The sequence below is a fragment of the Streptococcus sp. 1643 genome (assembly GCF_006228325.1).
In the GTDB taxonomy this organism is placed as follows: Bacteria; Bacillota; Bacilli; order Lactobacillales; family Streptococcaceae; genus Streptococcus.
Genome location: NZ_CP040231.1, coordinates 1,807,524 through 1,833,259 on the forward strand (window position 1 = coordinate 1,807,524; position 25,736 = coordinate 1,833,259).

General features: G+C 43.3%; 23 protein-coding genes. 3 read left to right on the forward strand and 20 right to left on the reverse strand.

Annotation, left to right across the window (positions count from 1 at the left end):
* Positions 1 to 305: 305 nt before the first annotated feature.
* The 14 genes from FD735_RS09340 to FD735_RS09405 all read right to left on the reverse strand — a co-directional run bounded on the left by FD735_RS09340 (position 306) and on the right by FD735_RS09405 (position 16,682).
* Positions 306 to 1,811 (reverse strand): zinc ABC transporter substrate-binding protein AdcA, encoded by a 1,506-nt coding sequence (locus FD735_RS09340; RefSeq protein WP_139659040.1) that lies wholly within the window; start codon positions 1,809 to 1,811, stop codon positions 306 to 308.
* Positions 1,812 to 1,820: 9 nt separating this feature from the next.
* Positions 1,821 to 2,627, reverse strand: a complete 807-nt coding sequence (locus FD735_RS09345) for a metal ABC transporter permease (RefSeq protein WP_139659041.1) — start codon at positions 2,625 to 2,627, stop codon at positions 1,821 to 1,823.
* Positions 2,620 to 3,324, reverse strand: coding sequence for a metal ABC transporter ATP-binding protein (locus FD735_RS09350; protein WP_001269482.1), 705 nt, complete (start codon positions 3,322 to 3,324; stop codon positions 2,620 to 2,622). Before FD735_RS09350 ends, FD735_RS09345 begins: the two co-directional genes overlap by 8 nt.
* Complete coding sequence (gene adcR / locus FD735_RS09355; protein ID WP_001249328.1) at positions 3,324 to 3,764, reverse strand: zinc-dependent transcriptional regulator AdcR; 441 nt, start codon at positions 3,762 to 3,764, stop codon at positions 3,324 to 3,326. The genes FD735_RS09350 and adcR overlap by 1 nt, the downstream gene beginning before the upstream one ends.
* A gap of 148 nt (positions 3,765 to 3,912) precedes the next feature.
* Positions 3,913 to 6,126: a cell surface ecto-5'-nucleotidase Nt5e gene (gene nt5e, locus FD735_RS09360; RefSeq protein WP_139659042.1), complete on the reverse strand. Its 2,214-nt coding sequence runs from the start codon at positions 6,124 to 6,126 to the stop codon at positions 3,913 to 3,915.
* A gap of 137 nt (positions 6,127 to 6,263) precedes the next feature.
* Complete coding sequence (gene dltD, locus FD735_RS09365; RefSeq protein WP_139659043.1) at positions 6,264 to 7,532, reverse strand: D-alanyl-lipoteichoic acid biosynthesis protein DltD; 1,269 nt, start codon at positions 7,530 to 7,532, stop codon at positions 6,264 to 6,266.
* Positions 7,525 to 7,764, reverse strand: coding sequence for a D-alanine--poly(phosphoribitol) ligase subunit DltC (gene dltC, locus FD735_RS09370; protein WP_000351968.1), 240 nt, complete (start codon positions 7,762 to 7,764; stop codon positions 7,525 to 7,527). Before dltC ends, dltD begins: the two co-directional genes overlap by 8 nt.
* Before the next feature lie 13 nt (positions 7,765 to 7,777).
* The gene (gene dltB / locus FD735_RS09375) at positions 7,778 to 9,022 is read right to left on the reverse strand and encodes a D-alanyl-lipoteichoic acid biosynthesis protein DltB (RefSeq protein ID WP_139659044.1); all 1,245 of its coding nucleotides are present in this window, start codon (positions 9,020 to 9,022) and stop codon (positions 7,778 to 7,780) included.
* Positions 9,019 to 10,569, reverse strand: a complete 1,551-nt coding sequence (gene dltA, locus FD735_RS09380) for a D-alanine--poly(phosphoribitol) ligase subunit DltA (RefSeq protein ID WP_139659045.1) — start codon at positions 10,567 to 10,569, stop codon at positions 9,019 to 9,021. Before dltA ends, dltB begins: the two co-directional genes overlap by 4 nt.
* A 20-nt stretch (positions 10,570 to 10,589) precedes the next feature.
* Positions 10,590 to 10,721 carry a teichoic acid D-Ala incorporation-associated protein DltX gene (locus FD735_RS09385; protein ID WP_000730286.1) on the reverse strand — a complete coding sequence of 44 codons (132 nt, stop codon included), beginning with the start codon at positions 10,719 to 10,721 and terminating at the stop codon, positions 10,590 to 10,592.
* A gap of 226 nt (positions 10,722 to 10,947) precedes the next feature.
* A complete protein-coding gene (locus FD735_RS09390) occupies positions 10,948 to 11,652 on the reverse strand; it encodes an MIP/aquaporin family protein (protein WP_084945051.1) in 705 nt (234 codons plus the stop codon).
* Between the two features lie 69 nt (positions 11,653 to 11,721).
* Positions 11,722 to 13,548, reverse strand: coding sequence for a type 1 glycerol-3-phosphate oxidase (gene glpO / locus FD735_RS09395; RefSeq protein ID WP_139659046.1), 1,827 nt, complete (start codon positions 13,546 to 13,548; stop codon positions 11,722 to 11,724).
* A gap of 41 nt (positions 13,549 to 13,589) precedes the next feature.
* Positions 13,590 to 15,098, reverse strand: a complete 1,509-nt coding sequence (gene glpK, locus FD735_RS09400; RefSeq protein WP_061418654.1) for a glycerol kinase GlpK — start codon at positions 15,096 to 15,098, stop codon at positions 13,590 to 13,592.
* A gap of 156 nt (positions 15,099 to 15,254) precedes the next feature.
* Positions 15,255 to 16,682 (reverse strand): helix-turn-helix domain-containing protein, encoded by a 1,428-nt coding sequence (locus FD735_RS09405; protein WP_139659047.1) that lies wholly within the window; start codon positions 16,680 to 16,682, stop codon positions 15,255 to 15,257.
* A gap of 164 nt (positions 16,683 to 16,846) precedes the next feature.
* Here FD735_RS09405 and hslO point away from each other — a divergent pair, with 164 nt between their 5' ends.
* Both hslO and dusB read left to right on the forward strand, forming a co-directional pair.
* Complete coding sequence (hslO, locus tag FD735_RS09410) at positions 16,847 to 17,719, forward strand: Hsp33 family molecular chaperone HslO (protein ID WP_139659048.1); 873 nt, start codon at positions 16,847 to 16,849, stop codon at positions 17,717 to 17,719.
* The gene (dusB, locus tag FD735_RS09415) at positions 17,706 to 18,686 is read left to right on the forward strand and encodes a tRNA dihydrouridine synthase DusB (protein WP_000183317.1); all 981 of its coding nucleotides are present in this window, start codon (positions 17,706 to 17,708) and stop codon (positions 18,684 to 18,686) included. Before hslO ends, dusB begins: the two co-directional genes overlap by 14 nt.
* Positions 18,687 to 18,750: 64 nt before the next feature.
* On the opposite strand, the gene FD735_RS09420 is transcribed toward dusB, so the two are convergent.
* Positions 18,751 to 19,434, reverse strand: a complete 684-nt coding sequence (locus FD735_RS09420) for a hypothetical protein (RefSeq protein ID WP_139659049.1) — start codon at positions 19,432 to 19,434, stop codon at positions 18,751 to 18,753.
* Positions 19,435 to 19,699: 265 nt separating this feature from the next.
* Here FD735_RS09420 and FD735_RS09425 point away from each other — a divergent pair, with 265 nt between their 5' ends.
* Complete coding sequence (locus tag FD735_RS09425) at positions 19,700 to 19,930, forward strand: hypothetical protein (protein WP_049490535.1); 231 nt, start codon at positions 19,700 to 19,702, stop codon at positions 19,928 to 19,930.
* Positions 19,931 to 19,979: 49 nt separating this feature from the next.
* On the opposite strand, the gene FD735_RS09430 is transcribed toward FD735_RS09425, so the two are convergent.
* From FD735_RS09430 to FD735_RS09450, 5 genes are all read right to left on the reverse strand, one after another.
* Positions 19,980 to 20,753 carry an NUDIX hydrolase gene (locus FD735_RS09430; RefSeq protein WP_139659050.1) on the reverse strand — a complete coding sequence of 258 codons (774 nt, stop codon included), beginning with the start codon at positions 20,751 to 20,753 and terminating at the stop codon, positions 19,980 to 19,982.
* 1 nt (position 20,754) lies between these two features.
* Positions 20,755 to 21,534 (reverse strand): nicotinamide riboside transporter PnuC, encoded by a 780-nt coding sequence (gene pnuC / locus FD735_RS09435; protein ID WP_139659051.1) that lies wholly within the window; start codon positions 21,532 to 21,534, stop codon positions 20,755 to 20,757.
* 9 nt (positions 21,535 to 21,543) lie between these two features.
* Positions 21,544 to 22,602, reverse strand: a complete 1,059-nt coding sequence (locus tag FD735_RS09440; protein ID WP_139659052.1) for an AAA family ATPase — start codon at positions 22,600 to 22,602, stop codon at positions 21,544 to 21,546.
* A 145-nt stretch (positions 22,603 to 22,747) separates the two neighbouring features.
* On the reverse strand, positions 22,748 to 25,180 hold the full coding sequence (locus tag FD735_RS09445; protein ID WP_139659053.1) for an ATP-dependent Clp protease ATP-binding subunit: 2,433 nt from the start codon (positions 25,178 to 25,180) through the stop codon (positions 22,748 to 22,750).
* A 1-nt stretch (position 25,181) separates the two neighbouring features.
* Complete coding sequence (locus FD735_RS09450) at positions 25,182 to 25,640, reverse strand: CtsR family transcriptional regulator (RefSeq protein WP_001211258.1); 459 nt, start codon at positions 25,638 to 25,640, stop codon at positions 25,182 to 25,184.
* Positions 25,641 to 25,736: the final 96 nt, after the last annotated feature.

Here is a 25,736-nt window from a genome sequence, read left to right on the forward strand (position 1 = left end):
TATATCATTTCCTTCTAGACTTATCCACAGACTGTGAATAAACTATGCTTCCAGACTGCTCTCTCTTTGACTATAACAAAAAGCGATAGCAGCGTCAATATGACTAAGATTCCTTCCTAAATCCCCTGAAAAGATTCTATAATTTGTACAATCGTAGCTTTTACATTCTTCAGCTAGTGAGAATCAGCCAATAGAAAATGACTTCTTTATCACATTGTGAACAGTACATCTGTGATACTATAATACCTAACAACCTAATCGTTTCTAGCAAAAAATCCCGCAGATTTGCGGGATTCTCTCTTGCATCAATGCGCCAACATTTCTTGGGCGATTTCTTGGCCAGATAGGTTATCTGGATAGTAGGTTGGCCAGTTATCCATCTCTTCAAAGAGGGCTTCTTGGCTAGTACCTCCAAAGAAGATATGGAAATGTTCTGCCTTAACTGGAGCGATATTGTGGTCACTAAACTGAACATACTTGAACTGTCCAGCGTCCGCATCTGTCGCTTCAAAGAGGAAGCGCACACCACGATTGCCTTTCTTATATGTCAAGATTTTCTTGCCGACATACTTGTAGGTGAATTTCTTGCTTTGGCCACCTTGAACAAATTCCATAGTGTTGTCCGTGATGTTGATTTTGGTCACATCTGTCTGATAGCCTTTTCTATAGTAGGCCTTGTACTCATCCTTGGTCATCTTGCCAGTCAACTTAGCCTTGTAGTCAAAGACTTGATCAAAATTTCCATCCTCAAGGAAAGGATAGACCGACTGCCAGTTGCCAACATAGTCACTCAAGGTACGATCTTTGACATCTGCATCCTCAAAGTAACCATTGTGAACTGTCTTGGTGTTTTCTTCCTTCTCTGGCTCGATTTCTGGTCCTTCTTGGTCCGTTGTCTGTTTCAAAGCTTTGAGGTTTTTCTCCATCACGGAGATATAGTCCTCACCAGCCTTGGTTGCTTCTTCTGTCAGACTTTCTAGCGGATTGAGCACGTCTAGTTTGACACCTGTTTCTTTTGAGAGTGTATTAGCTAGGGCTTGTGAGGCATTTTCCTCAAAGTAGATATAAGAAATCTTGTTTTTCTTGATATACTCTGTCAACTCTGCCAAACGTGCTGCTGATGGCTCTGCATCTGGTGAGAGACCTGAGATGGATACTTGCTTGAGACCGTAGTCCAAGGCAAGGTAGTTAAAGGCAGCGTGCTGGGTCACAAAGCTCTTTTGTTTGGCTTGAGACAAGCCATCTGTGTAGGCCTTATCCAATGCTTGCAATTTTACGATATAGGCAGCCGCATTCTTCTCAAAAGTCTCTTTTTTATCAGGATAATCTGCTGACAAGCTGTCACGGATATGCTCTACCAGTTTGATGGCGCGTGCTGGTGAAAGCCAAACGTGGGGATCGTAGTCGTGATGGTGACCTTCACCACCATGATCATGCCCTTCCTCTTCTTCCTCACCACCTGGCAAGAGGAGCATATCGCCTGTCGCCTTGATGGTTTTCACCTTTTTCTTATCCAAGGATTCTAGCAATTTTGGAACCCAAGTTTCCATATTTTCATTTTCATAGACAAAGGTATCTGCGTCTTGGATTTTGGCAACTGCCTTGGCAGACGGTTCATACTCATGGGGTTCTGTACCAGCACCGATGAGAAGTTCTACATTAGCAGTATCTCCTGCGACTTGTTTGGTAAATTCGTAGACAGGGTAAAAGGTTGTCACGATATTGAGTTTCCCATCTGCCTGTTTTTGATTGGAACAAGCCACTAAAAACAGAGCACATAGACTAGCCAGTAGTAAGCTAATTTTTTTCATTTCATTCTCCTATTTGATAAAACGTTTCAGTAGACTGACTAACAAAAAGACAGCTACAAAGATAATGGTGATACTAGCGCTAGCAGGTGTTTCCGCATAGTAGGAAATATAAAGTCCTGCCACCATTCCCAAAAAGCCAATAGCGCTGGCTAGTAACATAACGGATTTGAAGTTTTTCCCCAGACGAAGGGCAATGCTAGCTGGCAAGACCATAATGGTCGACACCAAAAGGGCTCCTGCAGCTGGAATCATAAGGGCAATGGCCACCCCTGTCACCATGTTAAAGAGGATAGACATGGTACGAACGGGTAAGCCATCCACAAAGGCCGTGTCCTCATCAAAGGTCAGGATATACATTGGTCGCAAGAATAAGAAAGTCAAGAGTAAAACGACCGCCGCAATGGCAAAGAGGAAAATCACCTGCTCCTGGCTAATGGTCACAATCGAACCAAAGAGATATTGGTCCAAACTCATGGAACTCGAACTTTTCCCCTTACTCATGACAATAAGTGACACCGCAAGTCCTGTTGACATGAGGATGGCAGTTCCGATTTCCATAAAGTTCTTATAGACTGTCCGGAGATACTCCAAAAAGACCGCTGCGATCAAGACGATAACAATGGTTGAAATGGTTGGAGAAATCCCCAAAACCAGACCAAAGGCTACTCCTGATAGAGAAACGTGACTGAGGGTATCACTCATCAAACTCTGACGACGTAAGATAAGGAAAGTCCCAAGAACTGGAGAAAAGAGACTCATGGCAATGACCGCCAAGAAGGCACGCTGCATGAAGTCATAAGATAACAAACTAAGCATGGTCCACCTCCTGGTCACTTTCGTGAACGTTGAAACAACGCCACGGCGAGTCTTGATTGCGCACTAGATGGATATTGCGATCCGCATAGTCCTTGACCTCCTCAGGATCATGGGTAATCATCAAAACGGCCTTACCATGATGGTGGGCACTGTGGTGCATGAGTTCGTAAAATTCATTTTTGCTCCCCGCATCCATCCCTGTCGTCGGCTCATCTAGGACAAAGATATCTGGGTCAGAAGCAAACATCCGTGCAATAACCGCCCGTTGTTTTTGCCCACCAGAGAGGGAACCAATCCGTTTATCACGGTGTTCCCACATACCAACTGAGTCTAGACTAGCCTTGATATGCTCCTCATCATGGGCATTCAAACGACGGAACCAACCCTTTCGAGGATAGCGACCCGACTTGACAAATTCATAAACCGTACTCGGAAAGCCAGCATTAAAACTAGCTATCTGCTGCGGGAGATAAGCTATCCTAAGTTTTTTCCCATGAGTATTTGTCTTTGAGATGGTTACCTTGCCAAATCTTGGCTGCAAGATGCCTAGACTAGCCTTGATCAGCGTCGTCTTGGCAGCTCCATTTTCACCAGTCAGGGTGACAAACTCCCCACTATCAACACTATAGTTGATATGCTCGAGGACAGGTTCCTTGTCATAATAGAAAGACAAGTCCTCTACTGTAATATACCGCATTATTTGATTTCTCCTACTAAAGCAGTTAAAAACCGCTGGATCACTTCTTGTTCATTTGGAGTAAACTGACTTGCCACTTGTTCATAGGCTAAGAGCGTGTGTTCATGATGATGGTGGTGTTCCTCTGCCACCGGTCGAGCTAGCTCTGTCAGTTGATAAAAGATCACACGCGCATCCTTTGGATCTCTGGATGTCTCTAACATGCCCTCTTTGACCAAAGACTTGATAGCCTTGGTCACTGCCGCCTGACTGACGTTAAGACGACGGGCCAACTCCGAGTTGGTTAGGGATTCTTCTGACAAGAGCATGAGGATGTGTTCCTGAGTATTGGTCAAGGCAACATCACTGGTACAATGCCCGATCAAAATTTCATGCTGGTTCTCAGATCTCAAGATCACCTCGTTTAAAAAGTTATCGATTTCCTGCGCAAGCTGTCTCATGTGTTACTCCTTCCCTAGCTATCTTTTTCGTAAAAAATAGAGATAGCCACCGATTCTTTACTGGTTAATTATATCATAAACCAAAAAAGAGTCAAGGGAAAAAGGCGTAAAAACGTTTCCCTAGACGCTTCTAGATGTAAAATTTAACCTATTTTTGCTTTGGTTTTCGACTCGATAAGATACCTGCCAAACCAGCTACCATTCCCATCAAGAGCAAGAAGATGGACTGTTCACTTCCTGTATTTGGAAGAGCTTTTTCTGAGACAACTGCCTTCTTTGTATAGTCATTAGTAGTCTGATCCGATACTTGAACAGTTTCTCCTCCAACTGTTGAATGTGATTGTACTTCATCTTTTATCACGGATATCTCTTGACCTTGATTAGTTCGAAGGTCTATTTGTGTATCATCTTCTACTATATGTTGATGTTTTTTATCAGAATTTATTTTCCCATCTAACAAGTAAGACACTAAATCCTTGTAATCTTGTTTGTTAGCAGAACTGATCTGATCATTGTCTTTCCTAGGTAAGATAAAAGTTGTAGAATCCACAGAAATCGTCCGTGAGTTCGGATTAATCTTTTCATACTGGGTCAAATCAGCGGTTTTCAGATACTCTTCAAAGGCTGCATCCATAGATGGACCTTCTTCACGCGCGCCACCCAACATAGTGTAGCCATCACCACCCGCAGCTAGGAAATCATTGGTTGCAAGATAGTAAGTTTTGGCGAGGTCCAGTAGTTCATAACGACCAGTCGCACGGTTTTTAACCTGGATAGCCAAGACACGTTTGCCTGATGGTAGGTTGGTATCATAGTAGACCTTCACACCTGAAACTTGTAAGAAGCCTCCACTTGGCTCTAACAATGGTTGGCCGTTCTCATCCAAGACCTTCTTGCCATCCTTATCGACCTGCAAGATAGATCCGAGTGATTTTTCAAACATATCCAATACTTGTTGCCCAGTCACTTGGATTTGTGAGATGGTATTTCCAAATGGAAGAACCGCAATGACATTTCCTTTCGTAATCGGTTTGCCTTTTGCAATAGTTTCACGCAAGCCACCACCATTTGTCACAGCGATGTCAGTCAGATGGCTAAATCCTGTTTGACCATACTGATAGAGCGAGTCTGCTACGACGTTTCCGAGGTTAGTTTCACGAACCCGAACATTTTCACGATCTCCGTTGAGTTCTACAGGGCTGTTTGAAACGACTTCAACAGCATTTTCAGCATCGTATTTTTGTTTAATGTCTTTGACTAGTTTTTCAACTGTTGGATTGGCTGGTAATTTTTTAGCATCAGCAGCCGGAATCTGAGTTGGATTGCCCAAAAGCTGACGTGATTTGTAGGTGATTTTTCCTACATTATGAAGGTAGCTTCCCGTCTGGTTATAGGTAACATTATCTCCATAGGTCGTTGATTCTACTGTATGAGAGTGACCATCGATTACTGTTACACGTTTCCCTTTCAAACGAGGATTTTTAGATAGAGCTTCTGCCAAGGTTGAACCACGCCACTCGACTGGAGTTGTGGTATCCACACCCAAATGAGCCAGCACAACATAGTGTTTGTAGTCCTTGCCTTCTGTACGTGCCTTGGCTTGAACTTCTTCGATAACCTTATTCACCTCGGAGATTGGATCTGTAAAGGTTACCCCTTTGACATTTTTAGGGTGAGTTTTGGTAGCTGTTTCAGGTGTTGTTACACCGATTACAACAAACTCATCACCTTCCACAGTCTTATCTTTATCAACGATTGTGGAAGCTTCAAAGAGACGAGCACCATTGACATAGGTATTTGAGCTAAGTAATGGGAATTTCAAGATTTCCTTGTATTTTTTAGCTTCGTCTAAACCAAAGTCAAACTCATGGTTTCCTACTGCCATGGCATCATACTGCATCTGATTGAGAATTTCGGCGCGTGCTTCACCCTTTGTAGAGTTGGAAATCGGTAAACCTTGGAAAGCGTCTCCCGCATCAACAACCAGAGTATTTTGATTTGATTTCGCGCGTTCCTGCTCAATGACAGTCGCTAACTTAGCATCACCAATTACTCCCTTTTCCTCTACAATACGACCATGGACATCATTAGTGTGTAAGATAACGGTGTCCTTTTCTTCGCTTTTAGTAGATTCAGCAGGAGCTGACGGAGTTTCTGCAGGTGCAACCGCTTCTGAAGTTGCTGAAGTTTCCGGTACCGCAGGGCTCTCAACAGGAGCTGGAGTCGCCGACGTAGCTGGAGTCGCTACGACAGCTGAACTTTCTGCAGGAGTTGTCGCTTCTTCAGCGTATACTTGTCCAGCTAAGAAGGCTGGAGCTAACAGGGCTGTCGATAAGACAGGTAACAAAGAACGTTTGTTCATTTTAAAATCCCTTTCTTTTTCTCTTTTATATTATACGCTATTTCTAAAAATTTTGAAACTTTTGACCTATTTGCATCTTAAATATTCGCCATTTAAACAAAAAAGCTTGGATTCAAATCCCAAACTTTTAACTCATTTTATTGGAAATCTTTGATGTTCCCATCATAGGTCGCCCAGTCCGTGCTAAAGAAGCGGTCATTCATCTGGTAGTCTGGAGCTGGAGTTGGATCCGTCAAGAAGGGATTGACAACCTTATCAAAAGCCAGCCAGCCCAACCAGCCAATATGAATAGTATCCTTAACAAAGTAGGGATCTCCGCCTTTTTTAGAAAAGTCAGCAATGTTGGTAAAGCCTTGACTTTCTAACTGGTAACGAATTTTTTCCACAGCATGTTGGTACATTTCCTCGCTGAGCCCTGTATGGGCCATCCATTTTTTATTGACAGGCTGGATCACAAAAAGGACATTGACCTTTGATTTTGCAAATTGATTGAGAACCAACTGCAAATCATTATATTCAGACGACTTGAGGAAATTGTAATTTTTTTGATAGCCCTTATACTTCTCTAGGTAGTCTTTCACCTGAGTCTTATAAAATTGATTTTCAATTCCCATATCGTTATTATTGGTATTGGCTTCTGCATCCTTTCGAGCAATTTTTTCTAACTCTTCATAAGAAAATTGATCTGGAAGATCTTTTAAATAGTTCTCCACGTGTTCCTTGTACTTGAGTTTTCCTCGAATGGAAAATTGCCCAAATAGAGAGGCCTGACGCTCATTAAAACGTGCAAAAGCCTTGATAATAGCATGGTCGATCTCTGATAATTCCTCACCCTTTGACAGCTTCTCAACGATGCCCTTCATAGAGACTCCTGGATTTTGCTTTAAGAGACGTTTAGCCGCATGTTTGGCTCCTATATCTCCCGATTGATTTTCTAGAAAGGATGTCAACTGATCGTTGTTAAAGTAGTTTTGGAAGAATGCTGGCTCATAGTCCTCCTCTGTAAACCACTGAGGAGAGATGACAAACACCGCCTGCTTTCCCTCAATTTCTGGCAAGATTTGCTGCAAACCAAAATACTGATTGAGAGAGGCTGCTCCTGCCTGACCCAAAAAATAAGGACGATAGGGACGGCTATACTTCTCTGCCAAGACCGCTGGATGCATACTATCAAAACGGATCCACTCACTTGACCCTAGAAAAGGGATAAAGCGCATATTGGGTTCTGTAAAGGCTCTCACTTTTTGGCTTCTCTCTTTAAAGCTCTCCGAACTAATCGCTGCTGCAGAATATTTTTCTTCAGTCAAATTATGACTTAGATTGCTTGGATAGAAAAAGATTAGTAAGAAAACAAGAAAACTAGCAAGAAGCAGTGGACCAAAGATTAACCACAAACGCTTAAGCATTCTTTAACTCCGTGATACCTGCTACGATTTTATTAGCCGTATTCCAGTCATCACGACCGAACTCCGTCACTGGAACACGAATGTCAAAACGATTTTCAATCTCAACAATCAATTCAACCGTTCCCATGCTATCCAAGACACCTGCATCAAAGAGGTCCTCATCCATCATGTCAGAAACATCTTCCATAAACAACTCATCAATAATTTCGATAACTTCTGATTTGATATCCATATTTTATTTCCTTTTATTTTTTAAACCACAAATCATTCAAGAATCCAGAAAAGATCAAGAATGAAAACATGACGACATGGAAGGTGACAACCATGCCAAGCAACTGAATCCAGCGATTCTCAGGTAAAGCAGCCTTCCCAGCTTTTTTGCGTTCTTTATTGAGTGCTTTTTTCTTGCGAACCCAAGCGTCATTGATGACCAGTCCAATCCCATGAAAGAGTCCGTAGGCGATGTAGTACCAGGTCACTCCGTGCCAAAATCCCATAATCAGCATATTTACAATATAGGCGACACTTGAAGTCACATTGCGATTCTTAAAGACCTTCTTTCTAGTCAACACCATGACCATCCGCATAAAGACAAAGTCACGGAACCAAAAAGACAGGCTCATGTGCCAACGATTCCAAAATTCCTTTAAATCCCTTGATAAAAAAGGCTTGTTGAAGTTTATAGGACTACGAATCCCCATTAAGTTTGAAATGGCTAAGGCAAACATAGAGTAGCCTGCAAAATCAAAGAACAATTCCAAACCAAAAGTGTACATGACCGCTAGGGCATAATGGTTAAAGAAGCCACCAGTCTGCAGGGCCAAGTTCTTTAAAGGAGGTAGCAAAATCTCTCCTAGAATATGGGCCAAGATAAACTTATATAGAAAGCCAAGCATGGTATACTTGACAGCCTCTTCCAGCATATCCATCAACTCATCCCGCTCAGGAATAGTCTGATAATTTTCATTGAAGCGTTTAAAACGATCAATGGGACCACTTGAGAAGGTCGGCATAAAGAGAAGAAAACGGAGAAATTCCCACAAGGTGAAATCCCTAATCACCCCATCTCTCAGCTCGATGATCATCCCAACAGAACGAAAAGTCAAGTATGAGATTCCCAAAAAGCCAAGCAAGGACTGGGGAGCATGAATAGAAGGAGCTACTTTCACAAAGATAATTGGCAATAAAGATAAAAAGCTAACCAGATAAAACACCCACTGACTATCCCGCTTTTTCCTGTACCTTTTGTAGAAAAAAACAAGTAGTAACTGCCAAACGACATAAAGGAGGAGAGCACTGATTTGATCCGTCTTCCCACCTGTCAACATGGCTAGGATAAAGAAAAGACTAACAAGCACCTCGTACAAGGCAAAACGTTTCTTGAAAAAGAGGCCGATAAAGATGGGCAAGGTCGCACCGATGATGTATAGAAAATACTGTGGATTCCCATAAGGTTCCAAATGAGGAAACTGTTTGAAAAATTCCATCATCGGCTGTTTACCTCGTTAATCAAGCCCTTGATGTCAATCTTACCATTAGGAGTCAGCGGTAAGCTGTCTCGGTATAGGAATTTAGACGGCATCATATAGGACATCATGATATCAGCCAAGTCTCCCTTGATAGCCTTGGTTATATCGATATCCCGTTCAAACTGCTCATGAACACCATCTTTTAAGATGACATAGGCCAGTAAATTTTGTACCTTGTGATCCTTGTTATAGCGTGGGACAGCAACAGCTGATTCTATAAAGCGAGACTTATTAAGATTTTGCGAAACATCTTCAAGCTCAATACGATAACCATTAAACTTAATCTGGAAGTCCATCCGTCCACCGTAGAGAAGCAAGCCCTCATCTGTCATAGTTCCTACATCCCCTGTGTGGTAGGCCGGCAGACCTTCGAATTCAAAGAAAGCTTCTGCTGTTTTTTCAGGATTATTCATATAACCTTTTGAAACAGCTGGCCCAGAAACGATGATTTCTCCCTGTTCACCATTTGGAACTTTCTTCCCTTCCTCATCAATGATAAAGGTTGGAGAATCCGCCTTGGTATAGCCGATTGGTAGGCGTTTGAGAGTCTTCAACATTTCGTCTGTTACGGCAACTGCTGATAGGGCTACTGTCGCTTCTGTTGGTCCGTAGGCATTGATAATACGAGCATTTGGGAATCGCTCGCGCAGTTTTTGAGCTGTTTTGACCGTCAATTCTTCACCATCAAAGTAGAAATGCGTGATTCCTGGCATTTTCTCACTATTAAAGTCTTCTGACAACATGGCCATATCTGCAAAGGAAGGCGTCGAGGTCCAGATAGCGATTGGCAAGGAAAAGATGGTCGCAAAGAGTTTTTTGAAGTCCTGAGTAATGGCTGAAGGAAGAGCGAAAAGCGTGCCACCAAGTGCCAAGGTCGGTGCCCAGTACATGACAGATAGGTCAAAAGAGTAGGGTGGTTGGGCCAGCATTTGTGGACGACTTGGTGTCGCAAATTCCTTATCTGTAATCATCCAGTTGGTAAAGCTGAGGAGATTGTCATGGGAAATCTGCACTCCCTTAGGCTTACCGGTCGTACCAGAAGTAAAGATAATGTAGTAATTATCATCTCCCTTGACTGGATGGTTCATCTCGTAGCTAGAAGCTTGAGCAAAAGCTTCATGGACTTGCTCTAAATTCAGCATCGGTATGCTAGTTTGCTCTAATGAAAAATTCGAGATGGCAATAATCAAGCTCGGTTCTGCTACTTCTACGATAGCGGAAACTCGTTCCAAGGCTGAATGGCTATCGATGGGGATATAGGCATGACCTGACTTAGTTAGCGCTACAAAGGTAGCCAACATCTCATATTCCTGACCACCAAAAACGACGACTGGAGATTTTTCTGGCAAATTCAACTGATCAATGGCTGCAGCCAAACTATCCGAATCAACCTTCAAATCTCCATAAGTATGCTCTCGCCCCAAAACGTTGTAAACAGGATAACTAGCTTGTGTCTGAGCAAAGTGCTCAATCGTTTCAATCATATCAACTATGGGTTTATTTGACACAATAGGTTTTCTCCTTTGAGTTAAAATTCGTTATAGATAAAGCCACCTTGCCCCTGTCCAAGGTAACTAAAAAAATAAAGCAAACCAAGCAAAATAACGAAATACAGAAATGTTTGAGCACAAAAAATATAAAATGTTCTCTTTTTTTTCATATTCGACTTCTTTTTTGTAAATTTTCAGAAAAGCTATGCAAATCAGCAATTACTGCCTTATCTTCCTAACATTTTACCACTTTATCAGCCTTTTTTTCAACTGTTTACCATAACTTAAAAATTGGTTTTAGCTTATTTTAAGATAAGTTAAAATATTAATGTTTTGGCCATCAAAAAAGAGCCTGAGATTTCCATCTCAAACTCTATTGCCAATAACTCTTTTATCTTAGAAAAGTGAAAATACGAGAACTGCTAGGGCTGCACCGAGGATAGGTCCTACAACAGGAATCCAAGCATAAGACCAGTCTCCGTCTCCCTTATTTGGAATTGGTAAGATGCTGTGCATGATGCGAGGGCCAAGGTCACGAGCTGGGTTCAAGGCATAACCAGTTGTCCCACCTAGTGAAAGACCGATACCGACAATCAAGGTCCCCACTGCAAAGGTCCCTAATCCTGCCTGAAGGTCATAGAGCCCCAAGGCAAAGATTGTCAAGAGCAAAACAAAGGTTCCAAGGATTTCGCTAACCAAGTTGGATACTGTGTTCTTGATGGCAGGGCCAGTACTGAAGGTTGCTAGGATATTTCCTGCGTTTTCTTCTGCCTCATAATGTGGTTTGAATTGCAACCAAACCAAAATCTGAGCCACCATCGCTCCTGCAAATTGGGCTAGGATATAAGGGAAAACAGAAGCCCAAGAGAGCGTTCCTTTTAAGGCCATCGCAAACGTCACAGCTGGATTTAGGTGGGCTGGACTGAGCGTGCCAGATACAAAGGCCGCAACGGCTACAGCAATTCCCCATCCCATAGTAATCACGATCCATCCTGAATTGTTGCTCTTGGTTTTGGGAAGAACCACACCTGCAACAACACCATTTCCTAGGAGGATCAGGATTAAGGTCCCCAAAAATTCTCCAAATAATTCTTTCATCATATCTTTGTCTCCATTTAAAAGAAGGGGCGGGCGACAAGGAATGCTACCCTCCCTCTCTTCTAATTTTTCTTAATTTTTTAGTTCTGCCAAATCGTTTTGAGCAAGAGCTGCCTCGACATCCACACGGTAGGCTGCTTTTTCTTCTTCTGTCCAATCATAGAATCGTCCCATTTCATCCAAAACTGGCTCAACGATGCTATCCAAACTATCACGCATGAAGAGCATGTGGTTGGTACGACGAAGGAGGAAGTCAACTGGGCTAAGAGCCAACTCATTGCGCATTGCATAGTGAAGGGACAAGGTATCTGCCAAGCTGAGTCCTGGCGCTTGTTCCAAGCTGTGAGCAAGGGCAAAGACCTTCGGTGCATTTGAACCGTAAAGATTTGCTAGATAGTGAGCTTCCTTGCTATCCAAACCACGTGAAACTCCAAGTTGCGCAAAGGCTTCAATTTCTGAGTCCACATTTGCTGGGTTCAATTCTCCACCTGAAACAGGGTAAGTCTTCGAGTTGATGAGTTTAAAGCTACGGTCAAATTCGGCTTTGAGGATGTCAACCACACGCTCCATAGCTCCTTCAGCCATCTTACGGTAGTCTGTGATTTTACCACCAGCAAGGGTCAACAAGCCATTGTCATCACGATCCAAGCTAGAGCCACGAGAAACTGCAGATGGGTCCAAGTGTTTTTCAGAAGTGCTGCTTTCAAGCTTGCTAACAGCAGATTCAACATCTTCACGCGTTTTTTCTTTCGAGAGATAAGCTTCGACAGTCGCAATCAAGCTATTGAAGCTCTCATCACTAATGGTTCCGTTATTTCCGCCATTGTAGTCAGAAGCGCTATTGCCTGCAATCAATGGACGAAGACCAGCCCAGCTGCTTTCGATATCATCAATGGTGATATTGGCTTCTGGGAAGCGGTTGTTGACAATACCAAGTAGATAATCTACATCTTCCTGCGTCACTTTTGGATGTTCCAAATCGCCTGTGTAGTCTGTATCCGTTGTACCAAAGTAAGTCTTGTTTTCACGTGGGAGGACAAAGACCATCCGGCCGTCTCCCAAACCTGTATCAAAGTAAACTGGCTGTGAAACCTTGATCTTGCTTGAATCCACTACCAAGTGAACTCCCTTAGTTGGGCGCATTTGTGAGAATTGGGTTCCCTTATTGGACAAATTACGTACCTTATCGCTCCAAGGTCCAGTTGTGTTAATAACTAGGCGAGCCTTGATTTCAAAGACTTGGTCTGTCAACAAATCACGAGCTACAACACCTGTAATCTTGCCACTTTCATCAAAGAGGAAGCCTTCTGCCTTAACGTGGTTGGCAATGAGGGCACCGTCTTGGTTGGCACGTTTAATGTTTTCAATCACGAGACGCGCATCGTTGTTACGGAAGTCAAGATAAACTCCACCTCCTACCAAGCCTTCTTTCTTCAAGTTTGGCTGGCGTTCCAAGACTTCTTCCTTACTCAAGACCTTGTTAGCAGCTGGCGTGTTGCTAACACCTGCCAAAAGGTCGTACAAGTCCATGGCTACTTTGAGACGGAAAAGGCTAAAGGTCGCTCCATCCTCATCGTAAACTGGCAAGAGCATTGGATCTGGTTTTGGAATGTGTGGAGCGATTTGTTGAACCACCGCGCGCTCAGAAACTGTATCTGATACCACTTCCACGTCAAATTGTTTGAGGTAACGCAGACCTCCGTGGACCAATTTTGTTGAACGGCTGGATGTCCCTTCTGCGAAGTCCTGCATTTCAATCAATCCAGTGTCAAGTCCACTAGCTGCCGCCTGCAAGGCTACACCAGCCCCTGTAATCCCTCCACCGATAATCAAAAGGTCCAGAGTGCGTTCCTGCATTTTTTTAATTGATAATTCACGTGTTTTCTTTGAAAATTCCATATTTACACACTTTCTAACTGAGTCACTTTATTCTTTCAGTATTAGTCGTCGATTTCCGCAAAGACTTGCGTTGCTTTCACAGCCTTCTTCCAGCCCTTGTAGAGTTGTTCCTTGCGCGATTCGTTCATGGATGGCTCAAAGAGTTCTCCTGTCTCGTTCAAGAGTTTCAACTCGTCCAAATCCTTCCAGTAACCCACTGCCAAACCAGCTAGGAAGGCTGCACCGAGGGCAGTTGTTTCCAAGTTTTTAGCGCGTGCGATATCAATTCCCAAGATGTCAGCTTGGAACTGCATGAGGAAGTTGTTCATGGCTGCACCACCATCCACCTTCAAGACCTGGATAGCTGTCTGAGCATCCACTTGCATGGTGTCAATGATGTCACGTACTTGATAAGCGATAGATTGCAAAGTCGCCTTGATAAAGTCTTCTTTAGTTGTTCCACGAGTCAAGCCAAAGACAGAGCCTCGAGCGTTTTGGTTCCAGTATGGTGCCCCTAGACCTGTAAAGGCAGGTACGACATAGACTTCGTCATTGTTGTGAGAATTGAGAGCATATTTTTCAGACTCTGGTGAATTTTCAACCATGCGAAGTCCATCACGAAGCCACTGAATGGCACTTCCAGCAATGAAGATAGAACCTTCCAAGGCATAGTAAACCTTGCCGTTGATTCCGTAACCAATCGTTGTCAAAAGGTTGTTTTCAGACAACTGCATCTCTTCACCAGTGTTCATGATGATGAAAGAACCTGTTCCATAAGTATTCTTGACCATCCCTGGTTCAAAGGCCAACTGTCCGAAGAGGGCTGCCTGTTGGTCACCAGCCATACCTGAAATTGGCACTTCTCCACCGTAGAAATGGAATGGAGCAGTCTTGCCGTAGATTTCAGAGTTAGAACGAACTTCTGGGAGCATAGCCTTAGGAATGTTGAGGATTTCCAAAATTTCATCATCCCATTTGAGTTCTTTAATGTTATAGAGCATGGTACGAGCTGCATTGGAGTAGTCCGTCACGTGAGCCGCACCGTCAGTCAATTTCCAAACTAACCAAGTATCAATGGTACCAAAGAGCAATTCACCCTTTTCAGCTCTTTCTTGCGCTCCCTCTACATGGTCCAAAATCCAACGAACCTTGGTAGCAGAGAAGTAAGCATCGATGATCAAACCAGTCTTTTCATGGAATTTTTCCACATAACCTTGGCTTTTTAGTTGTTCAGCCAGAGGTGCTGTCTGGCGTGATTGCCAAACGATAGCATTGTAGATAGGAAGTCCTGTTTTCTTATCCCAGACGACAGTTGTTTCACGCTGGTTGGTAATCCCGATTGCTTCGATTTGACTTGGTTTCACACCACTTTCGATGAAAGCACCTGCGATAACTGACTGAACAGAGTTCCAAATTTCATTGGCATTGTGCTCTACCCAACCTGCTTGAGGGAAAATCTGAGTAAACTCTTTTTGACTGGAGCTGACCTTTTCTCCTTTTTTGTTAAAAATGATGGCACGAGAACTAGTCGTTCCTTGGTCAATAGCCATGATGTATTTTTCTTGTGACATGTGCTGTCCTCCTGATAAAATCTTGAGGGGGTTCCTCTTTACAGTAACTAGTATACAAAATAAAGCGCTTTCTTGTTTATCAATTTTTTTAAAATTTTAAAAAAATGTGAGGAGATTGTGCGAATTTCACAAAAAAGACCTGAAAATTCAGGCCTTTTAAGCAAATAGCATCTGACGAATCTTCGCCAAATCCTCCATATCCAAATCATTTTTTAAATAATAAACCGGAGTCTGTTCTTTCTTATGAATCGGGTTGTTGGTAATTAACAAATCATAATGTCGACTGGGGTCATAGGCTTCAATAGTAATGAAACGATTGTATTCCAAATACCGTTTCAAAAGGGCAGCCATCCTAGAAAAGACAAGGAAACCAGATGTCAAATCCAAACCAATCCTCATATGTTGGCCACCATTTTCTGCCATATACTCTATCAACTGGAGCCATTCCCAGAGAATTTTCTTATCCAAATCCGTCCCCTGTTGAAAGGTAGGCAAAATATGAAAAATTCTCTCTGCAATTCCTCTAAAATCATGTTCCATCAGCAAATAAGGGTGCCGATGCTCTATCTGATACTTGTAGCGATCTTGCAAGATATAGCCCTTGTAGAGATAAACTTGACCACAAAGCTGACTCAGTTCATAGGTGACATGGTCCTCTGTGTAGTCCCCCAGCAGCTCCTCCTTCTTCATTTCTTGAATCAATTGCGTCAGCAAATCGGCTAATTGCCCTCCAAAACCAAGAATATACTCCATAGTATGAAGGGGCAAAATGCGATGAGAAAGGAGGAAAGAGAAGAAAATCATCATCTCCCCATCCTCAGTTCCTAGAGGAATGTGCTGGCCACCAAAAAAAGAAGGAGTCTTTCTAAGCAAACGAAGATAGAAAATATTGTCAAAATACCCCTGCATTTTTTCTTCTATGACTTGAAACTGACAGGCGTTAACCCGAAGGCGCTGTTGACTGATATGATTCCAGAGAACCAAGTCTAATTTCTGACCCGAAGACAAGCTGGCACCGCAGATTTCTTCTAGAGTAGCAATATCCTGCTTTCTCTCAGCTTTCTGCATGTGACCTTCCCACTCCTGACTGGACCAAACCTTGCGGAAAAGACAGAAATAAAAATAGCGAATCTGATGCTCCGGACCTCGCCAACGGCCATTTTGGATGGATAAGTCAAACTCTGACAAAATCTGATTTAGACTAGCTAAGTGGCGACCAAGCGTGGCCTCGCTAATCATCAATTCTTGAGCCAACTGATGAGCTAGAAACTGTTGGTGATAGAGAAGGTAAACCAAAATTTGGTACTTAATGGCATTGTCTAAAAACAAGCTCCGAATCTCTCTCCCCTTGATAGCCGCACCAATCGACAAACGCAGATTTTCATCTTCCAAGTGGATGGTCAGCTCTAAACCTCTTCCCAAGGCATTTTCGTTAATCAGAGAAATGTACTTGGTTAAGGTCGCCTTTGAAAAACCTGTTTCTTCCATGGCTTTCTTGACTGTTGTCTGCGAATCTTGTAATAGAAAGGAGAGGACTAAAAATTGGCCAGATTCGGCTTTTTCCATCAAATCACCTAAATACATTTGTTACCCCTTTCATTTTCTCCTACAAGCATAGCATAAATCTTTCAAATGCTGAAATAATCTGTTTCTCATTTTATTTTAAAGTTGATTTCCTCGTTATTATTCCACAGAAACAGCAAACACACGACTCCCCCTTTGGGCATTTTTATGCTAAAATAGTAGCTATGGATAAAATTATTAAAACTATATCAGAAAGCGGGGCCTTTCGTGCTTTTGTCCTTGATAGCACGGAAACCGTCCGCACTGCTCAAGAAAAACATCAAACTCAAGCCAGTTCAACCGTTGCACTTGGTCGCACCCTTATCGCTAGCCAAATTCTCGCAGCCAATGAAAAAGGAAATACCAAGCTAACGGTTAAAGTTCTTGGAACAAGCTCTCTCGGTGCCATCATCACGGTCGCAGATACCAAAGGCAACGTCAAGGGCTACGTTCAAAATCCAGGTGTTGACATCAAAAAGACTGCAACGGGTGAAGTCCTTGTTGGACCTTTTGTCGGCAATGGCCAATTTCTCGTTATCACAGACTACGGTACTGGAAATCCTTACAACTCCATGACTCCTCTCATCTCTGGGGAAATCGGTGAAGACTTGGCCTATTACCTGACAGAAAGTCAACAAACCCCTTCAGCAGTCGGCCTCAATGTTCTTTTGGATAAAGACGACAAGGTCAAAGTTGCCGGAGGTTTCCTTCTCCAAGTATTGCCAGGGGCCAAGGAAGAAGAGATTGCCCGCTTTGAGAAACGCATCCAAGAAATGCCAGCCATCTCAACCCTTCTAGAAAGCGATGACCATATCGAAGCCCTCCTCAAGGCTATCTATGGTGACGAATCCTACAAACGCCTATCTGAAGAAGAAATTCGTTTCCAGTGTGACTGCAGCAAAGACCGCTTTTTGAACGCTCTTGCCAGCCTTCCAAATTCAGACCTTGAGGAAATGAAAGAGGAAGACCACGGGGCAGAAATCACTTGCCAATTCTGCCAAACAACTTATAACTTTGATGAAAACGACCTGGAGGAACTCATTCGTGACAAATCTTAATACACCTTTTATGATTGGCAATGTTGAGATTCCCAATCGTACTGTTTTAGCACCCATGGCTGGTGTCACCAACTCAGCCTTTCGTACCATCGCAAAAGAGCTCGGAGCTGGACTCGTTGTCATGGAAATGGTCTCTGACAAGGGAATCCAATACAACAACGAAAAAACCCTGCACATGCTTCATATCGATGAAGGAGAAAACCCGGTTTCTATCCAACTTTTTGGTAGTGATGAAGACAGCCTCGCACGCGCAGCAGAATTCATCCAAGAAAATACCAAAACTGATATCGTTGATATCAACATGGGCTGCCCTGTCAACAAAATCGTGAAAAACGAAGCTGGTGCTATGTGGCTCAAGGATCCAGACAAGATCTACTCTATTATCAACAAGGTCCAATCTGTCCTTGATATCCCCCTCACTGTCAAAATGCGCACTGGCTGGTCTGATCCATCCCTAGCCGTGGAGAATGCCCTCGCAGCTGAGGCTGCAGGTGTCTCTGCCCTCGCTATGCACGGCCGTACCCGTGAACAAATGTACACAGGTCACGCAGACCTTGAGACTCTTCACAAGGTCGCTCAAGCTCTGACCAAGATTCCATTTATCGCAAATGGTGATATCCGTACGGTACAAGAAGCTAAACAGCGTATCGAAGAAGTCGGTGCTGACGCTGTCATGATTGGTCGCGCAGCCATGGGAAATCCCTACCTCTTCAACCAGATCAATCACTACTTTGAAACAGGAGAAATTCTCCCTGATTTGACTTTTGAAGACAAGATGAAAATCGCCTACGAACATTTGAAACGCTTGATTAACCTCAAAGGAGAAAACGTAGCCGTTCGTGAATTCCGCGGCCTCGCTCCTCACTACCTCCGGGGGACATCTGGCGCTGCCAAACTTCGTGGAGCCATTTCACAAGCTAGCACCCTAGCAGAGATTGAAGCCCTCTTGCAATTAGACAAAGCATAATAGAAAAAACCGTAACTCACTTGGAGTTTACGGTTTTTTAGATCCTAGGAAAACCTAGGTACTATTATTGAATCAAGGCAACGCTCGAAACTTTACCATCCGCACCTGTTGTAATTTGGATGATTTTTCCTCCACCGATTTTGGCATTATACTTGCCATCATCAAGGGTGTAAGAGTAGCCTCTGATAGAATAGTTTTCTTTCTTTCCATCTGCAGTTTCTACTGTAAATTGGCCCCCTGATGAAACCGTAATAGTTTCGCCATTTGCTCCCTTCCAGTTGCCTGCAGCTGCTGAGAAGTCACCATCGACCATGGTTAAAACACCCTTGTAGCGTTTGTTGTGTTCTGCTTGCTTGTCTTGAAGTTTGCGGTCAGTTGTTGGATCATAGCCTGACTGGTTAGACTGGGCTTGAGAGTCTTGCTGAGTTGATGGAGCCTGAGAAGGGGCTTGTTGACTAGGAGCTGCTTGTTCTTGTCTTGATTCAGGTGCCGGTTTCGCTTGTGACTGATCTGCCGTTGTAGAAGACTGACCAGAAGATGCCTGAGCCTTTTCAGATGAAGCTGAGCTTGAAGATTTTTGGGTCTTGCTTTCTTTGCTAGAAGAAGCTGCTTTAGAACTTGATGATTGACTTGTTTTTGCAGAGCTACTGGTTTGAGTGGATTCGTTTTTATTTCCACAAGCTCCTAGTAGCAAGGTAGAAGCCAATACAGTCGCTGCCATCAATTTGATATAGGTTTTCTTTTTCATTTTTCTACTCCTTTGTAACATTTTTGAAATGTTAAGAAATCTTTTTGTAATATAATTGTAACATTGAGCCTTGAATCTGTCAACTATTTAGAGAAACTATTTTAAAAAATTTCTCTCTACTATTTCTATTCGTAATTGAAACGAAAAAATAGACAATTTCTTAGATTAGAATCCTATTTTTTGCATCGCTCTTGTGTAATCGCTTGCATCGCATTAGATAAAGGAATATAATAACATTGAAATAGAATATAGGAGGTGCACTCTTATGCTAAATAAGTATTACAAGTATCTTCCTTGGTTGATTTTGGGAGCTATTGGCTCTTATCAATCAGCCACTTACTATGCGCGAACTGCATTTGATGTCTTCTATCTGACTACAATCTTTTTGATTGTTTATATCGCTTTGTTATTTTTGCACGAGAACTATCTCAAGTATCGATACAAAGACTTTTTTACTCACCTATTAAGCAATTCTAAGAAAGATAGCCATTCATAAAAAATGATGATAAATAAAGAGGTCGGGAACTTTGTCCCGACCTCACTTTTTATTTCAATCGATAGGTTTTTCTTGGTTTCTTTTTGGGTACTCGTTTGAGTCCGACTTCTTCTACATATTCGCCGTATTTTACGAGAAAGTTATTGCTGACGATGGGGCGACCAGGGTTGATGAGATTGACCAGTTCAGTCCCCTCGTAGACAGTGAACGCCTCCTCCAGCAGATAGAGGAAGGTCGGATTCCAGTCGAGACGGCCTTGGATTCGTTTGATGGATTCTTGGATAATGGCATAATGGTCAAAGGCGAAGGCTTGCTCGTCCAGCTCGACCCCCTCTAGGAAACATTTTCCTGTCTGAAAGTCGACATCTACGAAAACGACATCCTTGGCATCGTCACCTGCCTGAACGAGGTCTAAGGCACGACTAGGTAGGTACACTAAGTGAGCAATGGTCACTGTCCAGCCCCGTGGGTCACGCCCGGGAGTCGATACGGTCATCAATTGCTCGATTTTTTCCAAATGTAGATCGAGATTGACTTCTTCTCTCACCTCGCGCTGACAGGCATGTGCAGCATCTTCTCCCTTGTCCATAAAGCCTCCAACCAAAGCCAAACAGTTTTGATAAGGGTGAGCCTTGCGACGGATTAGCAGGAGCTTGATCTTTCCTTCGACAAAGCAGTAGGCTACCATATCCACTGTCACACTTGGTTTTTCATATTGAGGGAGTTCCTGCTTGTAGTACCAGTCTAAAAACTCCTCCTGACTGGCATGGATTTCATAATATTCTTTTTCCGTCATTCCTTCTGGAATCTTTATGTCTGCCATCTTATGCCTCCTTTCGAACTGCCTTGGTCCATTGGTACCATCCCACTAGACTATTGAGTGTATAAACCCAGTACATCCCTTGGATGTGGATATTTTCACCCCACCAGAGATAAATACTAAAGAGATTGGTTGCAATCCAGAAAATCCATTGCTCACGGTAGAGACGTGTCATCAAGAGCTGACCAACACCATTGGTCGCATCGGTAACACTATCACGGAAAGGGCGAGCGCTATTGATACTTTGGTAAGCCAAGCCCATACCAATCCAGATAATAGCAGTCAAGGCCAAGTACTTGAGCCAGTCAAGAACAGATAATTTCTTAGCTTCAAAGTGAGATTCTTCTGGTTTTTCCTGTTCATTGATACGATTGGATAGCCAAGCATAGAGACCAATCGGCTGCATGACAAAGAAGTAAACAGTCGTCAAGACTTCGCCATAAAAAGTCGCATTCATAGCCAAGATCAAGTAGATTGCTGAGTTAATGGCCCCAAAGAGATAATTGCTTGCACGACCTTCTGCTACTAAAATAACACAGACAATCCCAGTCCAGGATGCAAACAAGCTCAACCAGTCATGACTCTCCGTATTTTGTGTGAACTCTAAGATCAAGGGAACACTTGATAAGGCGATGAGATACAACCACTGGAAAAGGCTACGGCCGACAAAGAGATCTTTCCAGAGCAAACGCATGATTCCTGCAAAACCAATCTTGCGGGCTTCTGCATGGACATTTTTAAAATTTTCGATAAATTGTGTGATTTTTTTAGTTACTGTTTTCATAATTTTCTCCTAATCTGCTTGGTAAATGGCATCAATAGCCACTTTGGCTGCTTCATAATTGCCTAGATAATCCTCTGCTAGATAAACTAGTGGAATGGTGGTTAAGTATCGCTCCCTCATCTGGTCCAAATGCTGGGAAAAACTGTAGCGAATATGGTCCTCTGCCATGGTCATATCTCTAAATCCGTCATTGACATAGGAGCCGACAGGTTGCACAAAGAGAATCAAATCCCATTTTTCCTTGGCCAAGATTGAAACAAAGAGATTGTCAAAGGTTTCTCCTGATAAGTCCCCTTGGTCCTCAGTCTCCATATAATAGTCATAGTAGCCCTTGGTTACCAAGGAGTTGGTATCGGCTATCACAAGGCCTCGATTGGCATTACTATCGATTAACTTAGAGGTCTGGTCATACTGTCCCAACAGGAGATAGTAGTAATCTTTTGGAGTCAATTCATCGTCGCGAACATTGTTTTTGATCTGGTACTCACGCGCGTATTCCAGACTAACGGGCGCATCGTAATACCTAGCCAAATCCTTGGCTAGAGTAGTCTTCCCATTACTGGCACTTCCCATGATCAAGACTTTCTTGGTAAACTGACGACGGAAGGGTTGTGCGATGTATTTCCAATATTTGCTTGGATTTTCTCGAATCATAGTCGCTGAGATACCAAACTTTCTTTCTTGCAAAACGGTCTCAAAGCCACGCTTAGCTAGTTCTTGCTGGTAGTCTTCTTCTCCTACAAAAAAAGTCAGTTCTTGCTGGGTTTCATCATAGGAAATCTCCGCTAACATCTGGTCCAACCACTCCTGCCAGCCCATAGGGTAACGGGGAAGGTTGGTCTCATCTAACTTGCAGACAAAGGTCAACTCATCATCACGAAAAGCCTCTCGAATATAGCGAAATCGTTTTTGAAGACTTAAACCTACCTGCTCACCTCGGTCTCCCTCGTAGCCTGAAACGACTACCCAGACCTGGTCACACTGACGCTTCGCTCGCTGGATCAGATCGATATGTCCCTGATGGAGGGGGGCAAAGGTCCCAAACACCACTGCTGTTTTCTTTTTCATAAACGTTTTACCTTTTTATACTTTTTGATATTTTTATTTTCTATGTTTTTATTATATACTATATTTTTGTTTTGTCAATACTTTTTTATCATTTTTTATAAAAAAGTAGCAAAAAAGAATCAGGATTGCTCCTGACTCTCTATTTTTAAGCAATATCAAATTTTAACTGGCCTGCTTTGACACCAATCTTAAGTGTCTTGCCTGCTACCAGTTCTCCCTTAAGGAGGAGTTCTGCCAACTTGTCTTCCACCTCTGTTTGCAGGGTTCTGCGAAGTGGGCGAGCTCCCATTTCTGGATTGTAACCGTGACTAGCTAGCAACTTCAGTGCCGAAGCTTGCAGTTTCAAGTCGATACCTTTCTCTGCCAGGCTAGCAATCAATGGTTTGACCATAATCTTGACAATTTTTTGCATGTGCTTGCTATCTAAGCTATGGAAGACCACCTTTTCATCAATACGGTTGATAAACTCTGGTCGATAAGTTTTTTTCAGCTCTTCAAAGATTCGTTTCTCCATATTTTCCTGGTCAAAACGAATGTCTTTAGCGCCAAAGCCGACCGTCTTGTCATCACGAAGAGCCGTCGCACCAAGGTTTGACGTCATGATGATAATGGTATTTGAAAAGTCAACCTTGCGCCCCTTGCTATCTGTCAAGACACCGTCATCCAAGACTTGCAAGAGGACATTAAAGATGTCTGGGTGGGCCTTTTCTACCTCGTCAAAGAGGAGTACGGAGTATGGTTTGTTGCGAACCTTCTCGGTTAACTCCCCACCTTCTTCGTAACCCACATAGCCCGGAGGAGCTCCATTGAGACGGCTGGCTGCGAATTTCTCCATATACTCACTCATATCAAAGCGGATAAGGGCTGATTCGTCATCAAAGAGGACTTCTGCCAGAGCCTTTGCCAATTCGGTCTTACCGACTCCTGTCGGTCCTAGGAACATAAAGGAACCAATCGGACGCTTGTGACTGCGAATACCTGACTGGTTGCGGCGAATCGCACGGCTAATACTTGAAACAGCTTGATCTTGACCGATGACACGTTTGTGCAACTCCGCTTCCAAGTTCAGGTATTTCTTAGCATCAGTCTGAGTCAGTTTTTGGACTGGAATCCCTGACAAGCGACTCAAGGTAGTCAAAATATCGGATTCTGTTACCAAGTCTTTATAGACAGGGACTTCCTGCTCTTTTGCGATTAACTGAGCAGCTTGTTTCCACTTGCCATCCATCAAAGCCTTGTCAGCTGGACTCAAGTCGGATTCGTCTGCTTTCACTTGCTTGGATTTGTTTTGCACTGTTGCTGCTGCTTCATCTAAGAGGTCGATAGCAGAGTCTGGCAAGTGACGACTGGTCAAGTAACGATGCGCCATCTTGACAGCTGTTTCAACGGCTTCATCTGTGATTTGCACACGGTGGTGTTTCTCATAGGTAGCTTTCAAACCTTGCAAAATAGTCATACTGTCAGCTAGACTTGGCTCTTCAATCGTCACTTTTGCAAAACGACGAGAAAGAGCTGCATCTTTTTCGATGTGTTTTTGGTATTCTTCCTGAGTGGTTGCACCAACTGTTCTCAGAGTTCCACGAGCTAAGGCTGGCTTCAAGATATTGGCTGCATCCAGAGTCGAATCAATACCGCTACCAGAACCCATGATGGTGTGGAGTTCATCGATAAAGAGGATCACTTTGCCATCTTCCTCGATATCCTTGATGATGTTGTTCATGCGCTCTTCAAAGTCACCACGAAAACGTGTCCCTGCAACGACATTCATCAAATCAAGCTCTAGAACACGCATCTTTGCCATCTCAGCTGGTACATCCCCACTAGCAATACGCTGGGCAAGTCCAAGTGCTAGAGCTGTTTTCCCGACACCCGCATCACCAACCAAGACAGGATTGTTCTTGGTTTTACGGCTCAAGATTTGAATCATACGTGAGATTTCCTTGTCTCGACCGATAACTGGCTCTAACTTGCCAGAACGCGCTTGCTCCGTCAGGTCATGAGTATAATCCTCTAAGCCGCCACTTTGAGCTTGAGGCATGCCCATCATATTGGCCATGGAATTTTGCTTGTCAGTTACTGTGCGATGGCGTTGACGCAAAGCCTTAAGATCTTCTCTTGTCCAACCTGCACGTTCCTCTAAATTGCGACGAAGAGCAGCAATTCTGACCTGATCTTTCTGGTCTTCATAAGAAAAGCCTGCTCTCTCCAAGATGCGAGTTGCCAAGGCATTGCCGTCATGCAAAATCGCATAGAGGACATGCTCTGTCCCTAGCACCTTTGCGTGGACCACTGAGGCTACATACTCTGCTTCTGCAAAGAGAACCTCCAAACGATGGGAAAAGGGTAATTCCGTAAAAGTTTCATCTTGGCTATAGTCCGTTTCAGTCAGTTCCAACGCAACCTCTTCTAAACGGTCCATCTCATATGGGTAATCATTTAGAGTCGCACCTGCCACACTGTAACTGTGATTAGACATGGCAATCAACAAATGCCATGACTCTAGGTAACGAGCTCCAAAATGGCTCGCAACCATATAGGCACTTTCGATACATTCATTCAATGCTTTTGAATAGTTCATCTTACTTCTCTTTTCTATCTACCTCTTGTAATAGCTGTCGGAGCATATTGGCACGGACAACTGAGGATTCTTCCCCTAGGACACGATCCGTTGCTACTGAAGTTAGCAAGGTCATCTCCTGTTTGGTCATCAAGTCCTGCTCCACCAAAAGCTGGAGAATATCCTCATAGATCTCCTGACTAACTCTCTCACCAATCGAGTAAAGCAAATCGCGGAGCATCTCATGATGATTGGAAAACTCAATCCGCCCTATGCGAATGTAGCCTCCACCACCACGCTTGCTCTCAACCAAGTAACCTCTGCTTTCCGTAAAGCGGGTCTTGATGACATAGTTGATCTGACTAGGTACAACCTGAAAGGTATCTGCCAACTGGCTCCGTTGCAATTCCACGATACCAGACTGGTCTAAAATCGCCTTGATATAGGCTTCGATATGATCTGATGTATTTTTAAATCTCATAGTAAATCAAACTCCTTCTTTGAACCTTGACTATCTTTGACTATACTATCATTTAACACTCTATAAGTCAAATTTTTAGGGCTCAGCCCTTGAAAA